The sequence below is a fragment of the Neisseria dumasiana genome, from assembly GCF_022870885.1.
Lineage (GTDB): Bacteria > Pseudomonadota > Gammaproteobacteria > Burkholderiales > Neisseriaceae > Neisseria > Neisseria dumasiana.
Genome location: NZ_CP091509.1, coordinates 304,165 through 318,542, shown reverse-complemented (window position 1 = coordinate 318,542; position 14,378 = coordinate 304,165). Strand labels below are relative to the sequence as shown.

Here is a 14,378-nt window from a genome sequence, read left to right as displayed (position 1 = left end):
CTACATGGCTCGCTTTCAGACGGCCTGAAACTTTTATATAGCCGATTACACCGCAACAAAATAGCCGAATCGGATATGTGTACCCGGCTTACCTTGATTTTACCTTCTGGATTCCACTATCAAGCTTGCTTGTGTAATTTCGCCAAATACAACTTGCCGCTTTCCGTCAGCCTTAACGCGCGCACTTCGTGGGCGGGCTGTTCAATATAGCCGCGCACGGCAAAGGCGGCCATCATTTCGTGCCCCAACCAGCCTGCGATGTGGTAGGTTTTTTCCGTCCAATCCAAGCAGGCATGGGTGTGCGGCGGGTAGTTGGCCACGTTTATATTGAGCGTATCCAGCCATGCCATGCCTGCGGGGGTTACTTCGTAATGCTCGCGGGCCACATCCAGCACCACCAAACCGGCTTCGCACAGGCTTTGGCTGATGCTGACTGCCATTTCGCCCGCCATGTGCCCGTAGCAGATGCGCAGTTTTTGGTGCGGCTGCTCGACACGGCTTTTGCCTTTGTCGGCGAGCAAGGCGAGTTTCTGCAAGATGTCCATCACGCGCGGGCTGCCGATGCGGTAGAGGCGGTTTTTGCCCTCTGCTTCCATTTCCACCAAACCGCCGCGACGGAGTTTGTCTAAATGCACGCTGGCCGTCTGAACGGTAATGCCGGCGATTTCTGCCAATTCGGTTACGTTCAGGCGGTCGCGTCCCAACAGGGCATCCAGCATCAGCGCACGGCTGGGGTGGCCGATCAAATGGGCTGTGTGGGCGAAATGATGGGCTAACGACATGATGCGGTTCCTTACAATGGCGGGGCAACAATACAGTCAATCAACTTAAAAACAGTACACTCGTCATACTCGGGCTTGACCCGAGTATCGCCTAAATTTGTTGAAACTCAAGACACTCGGGTCAAGCCCGAGTATGACGGCTTTGTTACTAAACTTCGGATTAACTATATACATTATGCCTTTCACAGCACACCTTCATTTCGCTTGCGGGCGAAATATGGCGGCCGTTTACGCTGCTAAGGTAGTGATACGACAACGTCTTGAAAGAGAGGGCATGATGTATCTGCTTTTCGGTATGCTGTTCAGCCTGTTATGGGCTTCGGCCTTTATTGCGGGCAAATACACCCTGCAAACGCTCGAGCCTTTAGACATGTTGAGTTTGCGTTTTTTGCTGGCGGCGGCATTGGTGTTTGCCTTGTGCGTGTGGCTGACGCACAAAGGCGCGGATTTGGGTTGGCGCGGCAAATCGTTGTGGCTGCACGGCTTTTTGCTGGGTTTGACGAATTACGCGCTCTACTTGGGCTGGTCTTACACCGGCTTGAAAACGATCTCGCCCGAACTGGTGGTGCTGCTGGTTTCGACCATGCCTTTTGTTACCGCGTTTGTGTCTTCCCTGATCACGCGGCAATGGTCGTGGCTGCAATGGGCGGCGATTTTGCTGGGTTTTGCGGGCGTGTATGCGGTTTTGTCGGCCAGAATGCCGCAAGCGGGCTGGGACTTCGGCATCGTGTGGACACTGATGGGCATGTTGGCCTTGGCCGCCGGCACGCTCATCTACCGCGCGGTGGCCGACAAACATCATCTGCTGGCCTTAACGGGCGTGCAAAATCTATTCGGCGGCCTGCTTCTGTTGCCCTTTGCCTCGCCTTCGGGCTGGGCGGCGGCGATGCACAACAGCGTATTTGCGTGGTCGCTGTGGTATCAGGTGATTGTGGTGTCGGTGGTGGCGATGCTGATGTGGTTTCAACTGGTGCGTTGGCTCGGCCCGGCGCATGCGGCGGCTTTCCATCTGCTCAACCCGATTTTCGCCACCTTGCTGGCACGGCTGTTTTTCCATATTCCGCTGGGTTGGACGGATATCGCCGGCACTTTGCTGGTGGTGATCGCGCTGGGCATGTTAAACCGGCAGAACATCAAGCAGGTCGAGGCAGCCAAACGCACTTAAAACCCAAGCAAACGCATTCAAGGCCGTCTGAAAGCGTTTCCTCACAGTCGGATACAAGTATCCGACCTACCGAAAATGTTTCAGACGGCCTCGGTTTTATTTCCAACGTAGGGCGGGCATCACTGCCCGCCGCTTGTGGCCGGACATCGACGTTGTAGTATTGGTGTCGGATACTTGTATCCGACACCAATACCCGCAAACCCGCTTTCAGACGGCCTCACTCATTACCCGTCATTCCCCATCCTACCCCCGCCCCAAAATCATTTAAAATGGCCGTCTGAAACCGTTTCCCCCCCCCAGCCGCCATGACACCCGAACACCAAAAGCTGCTCAAAATCACCGATACCGCCGCCAAAAAGCTCGAAAAGCTCAACCTGCACACCCCGTGGGACGTTGCCCTGCACCTGCCGCTGCGCTACGAAGACGAAACCCACATCATGCCGATTAAAGACGCACCCATCGGCGTGCCGTGCCAAGTCAAAGGCGTCGTAACCCTGCAAGAAGTGCAGTTCAAACCGCGCAAACAGCTCATCGTGCAGATTCAAGACGACTCCGGCAGCGTGCTGTTTCTGCGCTTCATCCACTTCTACCCCAGCCATCAAAAACAAATGGCGCAAGGCAAACGCATCCGCGCCGTGGGCGAAATCAAACACGGTTTTTACGGCGACGAAATGATCCACCCCAAAATCCGCGATGCCGACAACAGCAGCCTTGCCGAAAGCCTTACCCCCGTTTACCCCACAGTAAACGGCCTCAACCAACCCACCTTGCGCCGCATCGTTCAGACGGCCTTAGAAGCCCTGCCCCTGCACGACACCCTGCCCGACGAACTCCTAGGCCGTCTGAAACTGCCCCACTTGGCCGAAAGCCTGCGCCTTTTGCACGCCCCGCCGCCCGATTACAGCATCCGCCAACTTTCAGACGGCACCCTCCCCGCATGGCAGCGGCTCAAATTCGACGAACTGCTCGCCCAACAGCTCTCCATGCGGCTCGCACGGCAAAAACGCATCAGCGGGCAGGCCGCCCCCCTGCACGGCACCGGCGAATGGTCGGGCAAACTGCTCAACGCCCTGCCCTTTTCCCTCACCCAAGCCCAACAGCGCGTGCTCGCCGAAATCCGCGCCGACATGCAGCAAACCCACCCCATGCACCGCCTGCTGCAAGGCGACGTAGGCAGCGGCAAAACCATCGTTGCCGCCCTAGCCGCCCTCACCGCCGTCGAAGCCGGCAGCCAAGTTGCCGTGATGGCACCCACCGAAATCCTCGCCGAACAGCACTACCTCAAATTCAAACAATGGTTCGAGCCGCTCGGCCTCAGCGTTGCATGGCTTTCCGGCAGCCAGCGCAAAAAAGCCAAAGAACAAAACAAAACCGCCCTTTCAGACGGCCTCGCCCCCATCGCCGTCGGCACCCACGCCCTCTTTCAAGAAGACGTACAGTTCCACAACCTCGGCCTCGTCATCGTCGACGAACAGCACCGCTTCGGCGTCGCCCAACGCCTCGCCCTCAAAAACAAAGGCCAAGACGTACACCAGCTCATGATGTCCGCCACACCCATCCCCCGCACGCTGGCCATGAGCTTTTTCGCCGACCTCGACGTTTCCGTAATCGACGAACTGCCGCCCAACCGCACCCCCATCCAAACCCGCCTCGTCAACAGCCTGCGCCGCCCCGAAGTCGAAGGCTTCGTACTCAACACCTGCCGCAAAGGACGGCAAGTTTACTGGGTCTGCCCCCTCATCGAAGAAAGCGAAACCCTGCAACTGCAAACCGCCACCGAAACCCAAGCCGCCCTTCAAACCGCCCTACCCGAACTCAGCATCGGCCTCGTCCACGGCCGCATGAAAGCCACCGAAAAAGCCCAAGTGATGGCCGAATTTGCCGCAGGCCGTCTGAACGTACTCGTTGCCACCACCGTTATCGAAGTCGGCGTAGACGTACCCAACGCCAGCCTTATGGTTATCGAACACGCCGAACGCATGGGCTTGGCACAACTGCACCAACTGCGCGGACGCGTAGGCCGCGGCGCCGCCGCCAGCACCTGCGTCTTACTCTTCGCCGAACCCCTGAGCGAACTGGCCAAAGCCCGCCTCAAAGTCATCTACGAACACACCGACGGCTTCGAAATCGCCCGCCAAGACCTCAACATCCGCGGCCCCGGCGAATTTCTCGGCGCACGCCAAAGCGGCGTACCCATGCTCCGCTTCGCCAACCTCGAAGAAGACCTGCACCTTTTAGAAAAAGCCCGCGAAATCGCCCCCCAACTGATTGAAGAACGCCCCGACATCGTCGAAACCCACCTCAACCGCTGGCTGGCGAGCAGGGAAAGTTATTTGGGGGTTTGAAGGTTGCTGGGAAACATTAGAGGCCAGCGGATTCAAATTTGAAGTGCAACTTTCCACAACAGAAAAAGGCCAGTATGCGGTAGCATACGGCCTTTCCTGCAAGAAAGATTGCATATGAGCTACACACAACTGACCCAAGACGAACGATACCACATCCAATACCTGTCCCGCCACCACAGCATCAGCGAAATCGCCAAACGGCTTAACCGCCATAAAAGCACCATCAGCCGCGAAATCAAACGGCACTGCCCGCAAGGGCAGCAATACAGTGCCAAAAAAGCCCAACAGCAAAGCCGGCTTACCAAGCAGCGCAAAAGAAAGCCCTATAAGCTCCATTCGCAGCTGATCCAACACATCGCTACCCTCATCCGCCGCAAACTCAGCCCCGAGCAAGTGTGCGCCTATTTGCACAAACACCACCAAATCACACTCCACCACAGCACCGTCTATAACTATCTGCGCGACGACAAAAGCAACGGCGGCACTTTGTGGCAGCATCTCAGAATATGCAGCAAATCCTACCGTAAACGCTACGGCAGCACATGGAGCAGAGGCAAAGTACCCGACCGCATAGGCATTGAAAACCGACCCGCCATCGTCGACGAAAAATCCCGTATAGGCGACTGGGAAGCCGACACCATCGTCGGCAAAGATCAGAAAAGCGCATTATTGACACTGGTCGAACGGGTTACCCGCTACACCATTATCTGCAAATTGAAGAACTTCAAAGCCCAAGATACGGCCAATGCCGTCATTCGGGCGCTGAGGGCGCATAAAGACAGGGTGCACACCATCACCATGGATAACGGCAAGGAATTCTACCGCCACACCCGAATAGCCAAAGCATTGGCGGCTGAAACCTATTTCTGCCGTCCTTACCGTTCTTGGGAAAAGGCGCTGAATGAAAACACCAACGGACTCATCCGCCAATACTTCCCCAAACAAACGGATTTCCGCAACATTAGTGAGCGGGAAATACGTAGGGTTCAGGATGAGCTGAACCACCGGCCAAGAAAAACACTTGGCTATGAAACGCCAAGTGTTCTATTCTTGAATCTGTTCCAACCACTACTGCCTGAGTGTTGCACTTGAAATTAGAATCTAAGGCCGTCTGAAAATAAATTTAGTAGGGGCGGATTACATATCCGCCCGCAGTCGGCATTCAGTAATAGGCGTTACATAAGCAAAGGTTGATATTCTCACAAAATGGCTGTTTTATCGGCATCAAATAACGTTTTCGCATTTCCAAACATCGGGCGGATATGTAATCCGCCCCTACTAAATTTATTTTCAGACGGCCTCAACTGCAAGCGGTTGGTATGAAATGGGGAGAGAAGGATTTGGAAACAATTTCACTTCAAAATTTATTAAAATACGCAATGGTTACTTATAAATTTAATCAAGGGATAGATAAATGATGAGCGTTTCTAAATTGATATCTGAAGGACGAAAATTATTAGATGCTGGAAAGTATGATGAAGCTATTAAAAAGCTGAATAAAGCATTAAAAAACATTCCGGATAAAACAAAAGATATTCAAAACCAAGTGGATGCTCTATTTTGGCTAGGGCAGTGTTATTTCAAGCAAGCCATCAAAACCTCGGATGCCCGGCAGGCTGACGAAAGGTTTGACCAAGCCATCAAACAGTTTAAAGAAAGTTTAAATTTGGCCGAAAAACTGGATGGACAAGACGGTATTCAGGAGCAAGTGTATGCCCAACATTGGCTGGGGCACTGCTATATGGAGCAAGCCATCAAAGCCTCGGATGCCCGACAGGCTGACCAAAGGTTTGAACAAGCCATCGAACACTTCAAAGGAGAGTTAGATTTAGCCGGAAAATTGGAAGGCCAAAACGGTATTCAGCAGCACGTGTATGCACAGTATTGGCTTGGGCGTTGTTATATGCAGCAAGCCATCAAAACCTCGGATGCCCGGCAGGCTGACGAAAGGTTTGACCAAGCCATCAAACAGTTTAAAGAAAGTTTAAATTTGGCCGGAAAACTGGATGGACAAGACGGTATTCAGCAGCACGTGTATGCACAGTATTGGCTTGGGCGTTGTTATATGCAGCAAGCCATCAAAACCTCGGATGCCCGGCAGGCTGACGAAAGGTTTGACCAAGCCATCAAACAGTTTACAGAAAGTTTAAATTTGGCCGGAAAACTGGATGGACAAGACGGTATTCAGCAGCAAGTGTATGCCCAATCTTGGTTAGGTGGGTGCTATTTCGAACAAGCCAGTAAAATCTCGGATGCCCGGCAGGCTGACCAAAGGTTTGGTCAAGCTATCCGACATCTTAAAGAAACGTTAGATTTGGCTGCACAACTGGAAGACCCAAATGGTATTCAGCAGCAAGTTTATGCTCAGAAGTCGCTAGGGTATTTTTTGTTAGAAAAGAACAAGAAATCAAAAACAGTTAGGGAAAATAAAAACACTATCAAAAATTATTTTGAACAAGCAAAAATTCTGTGTGAAAAATTACTAGATGAAACTTCAAAAGAAGAGCAGATTACTTCTATAAGGCGATACGAAAAAGAGCTTGATTTTCTTGCTGGAGATTACAACGCCTACTTTGATGCGAAAAAAGAAGATATACAAAAACACTTAAAATTAAATTCAGACCTTAAAGAACCAGTTTCTTCGATTTTAGCCGTTCTAAGCATTGCTCCGGTTGAATTTAACAAGCCGTTGGCACATTACACCAAACCGTTTGTGTGTGAAAAACTGCTGGGAATCAAACAAAAAGAAAAAGATCAACCCAAAATTGCTGACAAAATGCGAATGAACAGTTCTACCTATATGAACGACCCGTATGAAGGTAAAAGCTTATTAGATTTTTGCGGTATTCAGGACATTTCACTGGAAAATAAAACCGAATTCAGTCCACACAATGCTTTCTTTACCTGTTTTTCTGCACGGGTAAATGATTTGAACCAATTCCGTTTATATGGGAAAGTGAACGATATTGAAGCATCCGGCTGCTGTTTGGTATTCAATAAACGCGGGAATTGGGTAAAAGAACCTGATATTTCTGCTTCTTACCCGCGTTTAAACGATAAGAATAGCTTTGATAACCAAGAAACAATAAAAGACACAACAACGACACAGAGGCCGTCTGAAGATTTACCTCTCTACCAAGTGGCCTATATCTTTTATCGCGATGAATATACCAAACAAGATGAATATGATGTTTTTGGTGATATTCCTGAGGAAAAAAAACCAAGCTTTGGTATCCGTTTAAAGCCCATTAGCAATGATAAAGAATGGCACAACGAAAGAAAAAAACAGTTTGAGAAAGCTTTGAGCTCTTTATTCGATTATTTCAATCCTAATACTATTCAAGCAAATGATGAAAAACAAACAAATGATGAAAAAGAAGAGCAGCAAATAGTTTCTGCATATGAAAAAACCGAAGAGCAAAAACAAGCCGATCAATACGCTTTGGAATATATCCGCTATCTATTTAAAGACTATGCTTTTCGCGATGAAGAAGAATTTCGCCTGCTGCAAATCGAAGAATTGGGTTCGGAGAAAGTGCAATACTGCCACGAAACCAATTCGGCCTATGTAGAATACGCCGATATTTGCAACAAATTAGATGAAGTAATTCTAGGCACCAATTACGAGCGAGCAGGAGGAGAGCAAAAAGTCGAGGCATTCCGCTACTTGTTGAAGAAGAAACTGCCGCACATTAAAGTGTCGCATTCTTCCTTGCCGATTAATGCCGCCCTGCCAGCCCGCAAGCCGTAAAGAATAAATACTGAAACCAAACCCCATACACAAACCCTACCATGCACAGCCACGACCTTGAAGATTTAACCCTGCTGCTGATACGCGATGCGGATGAGGCGGAAATGTGGATAGACCGCTGGGCGGTCAGCTACCCTACCGTGCGTATGACCGCCGTGTCGCGCGGGCAGTCGATTGCCGGGTGGCAGCACGCGGTTCAGACGGCCTTTGGCAGTATCCACAGCAAAAATATTGCCGTCGTCGCCCACGGCGCGGGCGTGTCGGGCTGGCTGGCGTGGCTGTATCTGGCGGATGTGAACACGCAAAAGCGGATACGCAATATGATACTGGTGTCGCCGCTACAAGAGGCTTTTCCCGATGATGATTGCCACACGCTGCAACGGGTGCGCTGCCATTGCCCGACGGCGTTGGTGATCGGCAAAAACGATGCGGCCTGCCCGCCGGAATGGGCGCAACAGCAGGCGGCGTGTTTGGGCGCGCGGCTGCTGGTGTCGCCGCATGAAGGCCGTCTGAACGGGCATTTGCACGGCTGGCAATGGGGCATGAAGCTGTTGCAGGAAATGTTGTTGCGCTAGGGCGTGCTGTTTCTCTGCATTGGCGGCGGGGCGGTTGGCGTTATTTGCCGTTTTGGTCTGTGGCCGTCTGAAGAATGTTTCTCGCCGTCATCTCGATAAATAAAACAAGGCCTTGTTCGATTTCTTGATTGGCCGTTTCCAATTCTGCCTCAATCTCTTTCAATGCTTGCGTATCATTGCCGTCTGCTTCTGCAAATCTGCGCATCAGTGCCGCTCCTTTGCTGGAACCGCGCAAAAAATGGCCGTGCATGATGGTGCCTTTTTCGCTTTGGGGCTGAAATGCTTTCAGTTGCGAAGCCATAATCTCCAATTTTTCGGCCGCTTCAAAAGCTACCGCGCTCACTTCTTCGTTGTTGCGGGCAGCGGCAAATTTTTGTTCGAATTCTTTTTGGCTGTCTCCGTTCAAGCCGCTGGCTTTAACGGCTTCGCCGATTTTTTCATAATCGGCACGTTCTTCTGCCGAAATGGCGTTGCCGCAAGCCGATAGCGACAACGATAAAACAAACACCGAAAAAAACGACACCAACCGCAAAACGGTTTGCTGCATGATGGTCATATCATTTCCCTTATATAGCTAAACTACTTATTGAGTAACATAATCGTAGGGGCGGATAGGTAATCCGCCCCTATAATCTTGCAGAGAAAAATTTTACTTATATATCAAACCGCTTTCTTAGCAAGATCAAGCCGGCAGGAAATCCCGCCGGCTTGCCGGAAACTGTTCAGACGGCCTGAAACCTCCGCCCGCTTTTTAACGCTTGGCCAAGCCTTTGCGTTGCAGGAACGGCAGAATATCGGGGCGGACTTCTTTGCACAAGGTGGCGCGTACCTGCTTGGTAAAGTCCAAATCCAAATTGCTGCGGCGTTGGTAATAATCGCCCACCACTTTGTCGTATTCGGCGTAAGTGGATTCGTTAAGCGGGGTATAACCGTTTTCAGACACCACGCAAGGCAGCGGCATACGCGGACGCATAATCGGATCTTGTGCGGGGTGGCCCAAGCACATGCCGAAGAGCGGCACCACATTATCTGGCAGGTTCAAAATGCGGTCGGTGGCGTTGATGTCGTCGCGCAGGCAGCCGATATATACGCCGCCCAAGCCGAGCGATTCGGCGGTTAACAGCACGTTTTGCGCCATGATGCCTGCATCGATTGCACCCATCAGCGTCATTTCCGTCCAATCGGTTTGCGCGTCGGCGGCGATTTTTTTGTGTTTGGCAAAGTCGATACAGAACACCAAAAACTCGGCGCAGGTTTCGATATAGTGTTGGTTGGCGCCGACGGCACGCAGCTGTTTGCGCAGTTCGATATCGGTTACGCGCACGATATGCACGGGCTGCATAAAGCTCGAAGTGGAAGCGGCTTGGCCGGCTTTCAGCACGGCTTCAAGCATTTCGGGGGCAATCGGTTCGCCGGTGAATTTACGGATGGAACGGTGGTTCAACGCGGTTTCCAGCGCGGGCTTGCTCGGTAAAACAGACATGTTTTTCTCCTGTTGTTCAAAAATATACGGGGCAAAACCTTTACAAACGCCCGATGTACATGCGCTTCAAAACACACGGCGGGCAAGTTTGCAAAGGTTTAGGATTTCGGTTTTCAGACGGCCTGTGTGCTTGATAAGGGCTTTGCGAGTTTAACAGCCAATTCGGCCAACCGCTTGCCTTGTGTGAATGCAATCTGCTGTTCGTCGCCGCTCAATGCCGGTTTGCCGTCTTGTCCGGCAACGTGCGACGAGCCATAGGGCGTGCCGCCGGTTCGGGTGGCGGAAAGGGCGGCTTCGCTGTACGGCACGCCGCTGATCACCATGCCGTGATGCAAAAGCGGCAGCATCATGGTCAGCAGCGTTGATTCCTGCCCGCCGTGCATGCTTGCGGTGCTGGTGAATACTGTGGCCGGTTTGCCGATCAATTCGCCGCCCAGCCATTGCGAAAGCGTGCCGTCGATAAAATATTTCACGGCGGCGGCCATGTTGCCGAAACGGGTGGGGCTGCCCAAGGCCAAACCGGCACAGTTTTTCAAATCGTCGGCAGTAACATAAGGTGCGCCGCTGTCGGGTACGTCTTTTTCCACGGCTTCGCACACGGCGGAAACTTTGGGCACGGTGCGCAAAACGGCCTCACATCCGGGCACTCTTTCAATGCCGCGCACGATTTGGCGCGCCAGATTTTGAGTGCCGCCGTGTTGGGAATAATACAGAACAAGTATTTTCAAGGGATTTGGGTTCATCGCTACTTTCCGCTACAATGCTGTTTCATCAAGAATAAGGAAGAGTATGCTTAATTTACCGTGGTTGCAAGCCGTGCGCGAATCGCGTTTGGGCGGTTTTGCTTTGTTTGTGCTCAAACGCTTTAATGAAATCCGTGTTCCGCAGGTATCTGCAAGCCTTACGTTTACAACACTGCTGGCACTTGTGCCGGTGCTTACCGTTACTTTGGCCGTGGTTTCGGCCTTTCCCATGTTCGACAGCCTTTCCGCTTCATTCGTAGGCTTCGTCAATCAAACCGTGGTGCCGCAAGGCGTGGATACGGTGTTTGAATACATGAACGAATTCAAACAGAAAGCCAGCCAGCTCACGGTTATCGGCGTGATCATGCTGGGCGTAACCTCGCTGATGCTGATTCAAACCATCGACCAAACCTTCAACCGCATTTGGCGCGTCAACACCCAAAGGCCGCTGGTGATGCAGTTTTTGGTGTATTGGGCGTTGCTCACGCTGGGGCCACTGGCCCTGGGTATCGGCGGCTCGCTGTGGTCGGCCATGTTGCAATACAACCTTTTCAGCGCCGATTTTTCCATTATCTCGGGAATAGTGCGCGTTACCGCATCGGTTTTGTTCAGCATGCTTTTGCTGTGGCTGCTCTACCGCCTTGTGCCCAACCGCTTCGTGCCTGCCCGCCATGCCCTAATCGGAGCGGCGGTAACGGCAGTGCTGTTGGAAACCGCGCGCTACGGCTTTGCGTGGTATATCAGCACGTTTAACGGCTATACCCTGATTTACGGTGCGTTTGCCGCCATCCCGTTTTTCTTATTGTGGTTGAACCTGCTGTGGATGCTGGTTTTGTCGGGCGCAGTGCTGACGGCTTCTCTGTCGTATTGGCGCGGCGAAGCCTTCCGCCGCGGCGTAGATGCGCGCGGGCGTTTCGACGATGTTTTGAAAATCCTGCTGCTGCTCAACAATGCACAAAAAGAAGGCAAGGCTTTAAAAGTTCAAGATATCCGCCCCTCTATCAATATGGGTTACGACGAACTGGGCGAACTGCTCGAAAAACTGGCTCGCCACGGTTATGTGTATAACGGCAAACAAGGCTGGGTGTTGAAAATCAAAGCCGAGTCCATCGAATTGAAAGATTTGTTCAAGCTGTTTGTGTACCGCCCGACGGCGTTGAATAAAGATCACGTTAACGTGGCGGTGTCCGACCTGATGGAACCCTGCCTCGAAACGCTCGACATCACGCTGGCCGAATTTGATACCGCCGCCGCAAAAAACCGATAATGCCGATGCTTTTTGCTTGGCTCAGGCACAGGCCGAAACCTTTGCCTCTATAGTCAACCCACTTAAGTTTCATAACAAAAGCGTCATACTCGGGCTTGACCCGAGTATCTTCCAAGTTTGCTGAAACTCAAGATACTCGGGTCAAGCCCGAGTATGACGAATGTACTATTTTTAAGTTGATCCGCTATATAAGCTTAAATTTATATGAAAGGCCGTCTGAACATGTTCAGACGGCCTTGATTACATTCTTTTGATGTAAGGGCTGAGACCTTTGCCCCCCGTCTGCGGCGCATTTCTGCGTTGTGCGCTGCTCGCCCGCTTAGCCTTATATTAAGGTCTGCACTCGCTGTGCTGCAACGCCTTGAACGGCATCCGCATCTGAGGGTTTTGCAAAGGTTCTCAGTCTATGCGTTTTCCATTTTCACCGGAAACACGCCGCGCAGGGCGTTGCTTAGGCGGATTTCGTCGGCCTGCATCAACATTTCGCGGGTGATGTGGTTTTGGTGCACGGTGTCGGTGCCGAGATGGGTTTGCGGGTCGGCGAATACGGCTTGGCGCATCACGCCGTTGAGGATGTCCAAATCCAATGCGGGGGTGTGCCATTCGTTACCGAGGCGGATGAAGACGTTGCTGCGGCCGCCTTCGAGCAGGAGGCCGTCTGAATTGAAAAACAGGCTGTCAAACGCGCCTTGCCGTTCGGCTTGCTGCCAGCCGTGGTCGTAGATGCTGCGGCAGGTGGTTTTGAAGCGGCGCAGGTAGTCTTGCGGCGGTAAAGAAGTTTCGGACAGGCATACTGTTTGCCCGGGCGGCAATTCGTTAAGCGGCGCATGGCTGAGGCTGAGGCCGTCTGAAGGGTTTAAGACGGCCTTGACGCGGTAGAGGCCGTGGTCGGGCAGTTGGGCGAGATAGCCGTGTATCTGCTGTTCGATATGGTCGGGAAACGGCAGGTTCAGGGCGGCGGCGGATTGTTTCAGACGGCCTATGTGCAGGAGCAGCAGCGGGCATTGTTTTTGCTGCACGCGCATGGTTTCGAAGATGCCGAATTCGGGGGCGAGATCGGTAAGGAAACGGGCTTTCCAACCGCATTCGGTGTATTCGTCTTCGGGCACGCTGTCGGCAACGATACCGGAGCCTACGCCGTACACGCCGCGGTAGAGGCCGTCTGAAAGCGGGGCGAGTTGCAAGGTGCGTATCACAACGTTGAGGGTGCCGCTGAATCCCAAACCGCTGTCGCAGGGGGTGAGAAAGCCGATGCTGCCGGTGTAAAGGCCGCGCGGGGCGGTTTCGATATCGCGGATAATCTGCATGCTCATGCGTTTGGGTGCGCCGGTAATCGAGCCGCAGGGGAAGGCGGCGCGGATGATGTCGGCGGCGCCGATGTGCGGTTTGGCTTGTGCTTCGATGGCGGTGGTCATCTGCCACACGCTGCCGAAGCGGGAGACTTTAAAGGGTTCGGGCACGCGCACCCTCCCGGTTTGGGCGATTTTGCCGAGATCGTTGCGCAGCAAATCGACAATCATGATGTTTTCGGCGCGGTTTTTGGGGTCGGCCTGCAAATCGCGCGCGCGTTGCTCGTCTTGCCCGTCGTTGAGGATGGGAGCGGTGCCTTTCATGGGTTCGGTGGTGATGAGGCCGTCTGAACCGATTTTGAGGAAGAGTTCGGGCGAAAAGCATAATGTCCAGCGGTTTTGCCCCTGATGATCGGGCAGGCAGCTCAGGGCGGCGTAAGGCACGGGCTGGCGCAGGCGGCGGTAGAGTTTTACGGGGTCGCCGTAGGCGGTAAGGTGCAGGCGGGTGGTGTAGTTGATTTGGTAGGTGTCGCCGCGTGCGATGGCCGTCTGAATATCGCGCACGGCTTGCAGATAATCGGCTTGGGCGGTGTCGCTTTCGGGTGTGCCGATGCCTGCCGGTTGCGCTTCTCCGCCGTGCTGCGCCAGCCATGCTTCGGGGTCGGTTTCGGTGCAGCGTTCAAACCAATGCAGGGCGAGATGGGCGGGCGGTTGGGCAGGCAGGTTGAGCAGCGGCAGGCCGAATTCGTAATCGGCAAACAAAACGGCGTGCCAACCTTGCTGCCAGCCTTCGCGCAGGGCGGCATCCAGCCCGTCGAGGTCGGCGGCGGTGAAAAAACGGCTGCCGGTGTGGGTTTGGTAAAGTTGGGCGCGGTTGGCGGCTGCGTCGTCTAAAAGCGCAAAATGGGGCATGGCGGGTAGCGTGGATAAAAGGCGTTATTATAACGGCAACGGGCGGCGGCCGACGGCTTTTTCGGT

Annotated in this window: 12 protein-coding genes; 7 read left to right on the top strand and 5 right to left on the bottom strand. The window is 52.9% G+C overall.

Annotated elements, in window-relative coordinates; genetic code table 11:
- Positions 1-119: 119 nt before the first annotated feature.
- Positions 120-782 carry an ArsR/SmtB family transcription factor gene (locus LVJ88_RS01385; RefSeq protein ID WP_085418731.1) on the bottom strand — a complete coding sequence of 221 codons (663 nt, stop codon included), beginning with the start codon at positions 780-782 and terminating at the stop codon, positions 120-122.
- 274 nt (positions 783-1,056) lie between these two features.
- On the opposite strand from LVJ88_RS01385, the gene LVJ88_RS01380 reads away from it, so the two are divergent.
- The 6 genes from LVJ88_RS01380 (at position 1,057) to LVJ88_RS01360 (ending at position 8,618) form a co-directional block, all read left to right on the top strand.
- The gene (locus LVJ88_RS01380; protein WP_233127622.1) at positions 1,057-1,947 is read left to right on the top strand and encodes a DMT family transporter; all 891 of its coding nucleotides are present in this window, start codon (positions 1,057-1,059) and stop codon (positions 1,945-1,947) included.
- 133 nt (positions 1,948-2,080) lie between these two features.
- Positions 2,081-2,215 (top strand): hypothetical protein, encoded by a 135-nt coding sequence (locus LVJ88_RS12515; protein WP_280518124.1) that lies wholly within the window; start codon positions 2,081-2,083, stop codon positions 2,213-2,215.
- A 37-nt stretch (positions 2,216-2,252) separates the two neighbouring features.
- Positions 2,253-4,292, top strand: coding sequence for an ATP-dependent DNA helicase RecG (gene recG, locus LVJ88_RS01375; RefSeq protein WP_085419054.1), 2,040 nt, complete (start codon positions 2,253-2,255; stop codon positions 4,290-4,292).
- 114 nt (positions 4,293-4,406) lie between these two features.
- Positions 4,407-5,384 (top strand): IS30 family transposase, encoded by a 978-nt coding sequence (locus LVJ88_RS01370; RefSeq protein WP_244694145.1) that lies wholly within the window; start codon positions 4,407-4,409, stop codon positions 5,382-5,384.
- Positions 5,385-5,706: 322 nt separating this feature from the next.
- On the top strand, positions 5,707-8,043 hold the full coding sequence (locus LVJ88_RS01365) for a tetratricopeptide repeat protein (RefSeq protein WP_244694178.1): 2,337 nt from the start codon (positions 5,707-5,709) through the stop codon (positions 8,041-8,043).
- Positions 8,044-8,084: 41 nt separating this feature from the next.
- Positions 8,085-8,618, top strand: coding sequence for an alpha/beta hydrolase (locus tag LVJ88_RS01360; protein ID WP_085418967.1), 534 nt, complete (start codon positions 8,085-8,087; stop codon positions 8,616-8,618).
- 40 nt (positions 8,619-8,658) lie between these two features.
- On the opposite strand, the gene LVJ88_RS01355 is transcribed toward LVJ88_RS01360, so the two are convergent.
- The 3 genes from LVJ88_RS01355 to wrbA form a co-directional block, all read right to left on the bottom strand.
- Positions 8,659-9,174 (bottom strand): hypothetical protein, encoded by a 516-nt coding sequence (locus LVJ88_RS01355; protein WP_085360626.1) that lies wholly within the window; start codon positions 9,172-9,174, stop codon positions 8,659-8,661.
- A gap of 195 nt (positions 9,175-9,369) precedes the next feature.
- Positions 9,370-10,101 carry an oxygen-insensitive NADPH nitroreductase gene (nfsA, locus tag LVJ88_RS01350; RefSeq protein WP_085355950.1) on the bottom strand — a complete coding sequence of 244 codons (732 nt, stop codon included), beginning with the start codon at positions 10,099-10,101 and terminating at the stop codon, positions 9,370-9,372.
- Between the two features lie 113 nt (positions 10,102-10,214).
- Positions 10,215-10,844, bottom strand: coding sequence for an NAD(P)H:quinone oxidoreductase (wrbA, locus tag LVJ88_RS01345; protein WP_085418966.1), 630 nt, complete (start codon positions 10,842-10,844; stop codon positions 10,215-10,217).
- A gap of 46 nt (positions 10,845-10,890) precedes the next feature.
- Between wrbA and LVJ88_RS01340 the strand changes: the two genes are divergently transcribed.
- Entirely contained in the window at positions 10,891-12,111 is a 1,221-nt protein-coding gene (locus LVJ88_RS01340) for a YihY family inner membrane protein (RefSeq protein WP_054599464.1), read from the top strand.
- A 404-nt stretch (positions 12,112-12,515) separates the two neighbouring features.
- Here LVJ88_RS01340 and LVJ88_RS01335 read toward each other — a convergent pair whose 3' ends face one another.
- A complete protein-coding gene (locus tag LVJ88_RS01335) occupies positions 12,516-14,312 on the bottom strand; it encodes a bifunctional chorismate-binding protein/class IV aminotransferase (RefSeq protein ID WP_085418965.1) in 1,797 nt (598 codons plus the stop codon).
- Between the last annotated feature and the right edge of the window lie 66 nt (positions 14,313-14,378).

Excerpts from the sequence above, each read along its gene's own strand:
- LVJ88_RS01385 (WP_085418731.1), bottom strand. The coding sequence starts at position 782 with ATGTCGTTAGCCCATCATTTCGCCCACACAGCCCATTTGATCGGCCAC.
- LVJ88_RS01380 (WP_233127622.1), top strand. The coding sequence starts at position 1,057 with ATGATGTATCTGCTTTTCGGTATGCTGTTCAGCCTGTTATGGGCTTCG.
- recG (WP_085419054.1), top strand. The coding sequence starts at position 2,253 with ATGACACCCGAACACCAAAAGCTGCTCAAAATCACCGATACCGCCGCC.
- LVJ88_RS01370 (WP_244694145.1), top strand. The coding sequence starts at position 4,407 with ATGAGCTACACACAACTGACCCAAGACGAACGATACCACATCCAATAC.
- LVJ88_RS01365 (WP_244694178.1), top strand. The coding sequence starts at position 5,707 with ATGATGAGCGTTTCTAAATTGATATCTGAAGGACGAAAATTATTAGAT.
- LVJ88_RS01360 (WP_085418967.1), top strand. The coding sequence starts at position 8,085 with ATGCACAGCCACGACCTTGAAGATTTAACCCTGCTGCTGATACGCGAT.
- LVJ88_RS01355 (WP_085360626.1), bottom strand. The coding sequence starts at position 9,174 with ATGACCATCATGCAGCAAACCGTTTTGCGGTTGGTGTCGTTTTTTTCG.
- nfsA (WP_085355950.1), bottom strand. The coding sequence starts at position 10,101 with ATGTCTGTTTTACCGAGCAAGCCCGCGCTGGAAACCGCGTTGAACCAC.
- wrbA (WP_085418966.1), bottom strand. The coding sequence starts at position 10,844 with ATGAACCCAAATCCCTTGAAAATACTTGTTCTGTATTATTCCCAACAC.
- LVJ88_RS01340 (WP_054599464.1), top strand. The coding sequence starts at position 10,891 with ATGCTTAATTTACCGTGGTTGCAAGCCGTGCGCGAATCGCGTTTGGGC.
- LVJ88_RS01335 (WP_085418965.1), bottom strand. The coding sequence starts at position 14,312 with ATGCCCCATTTTGCGCTTTTAGACGACGCAGCCGCCAACCGCGCCCAA.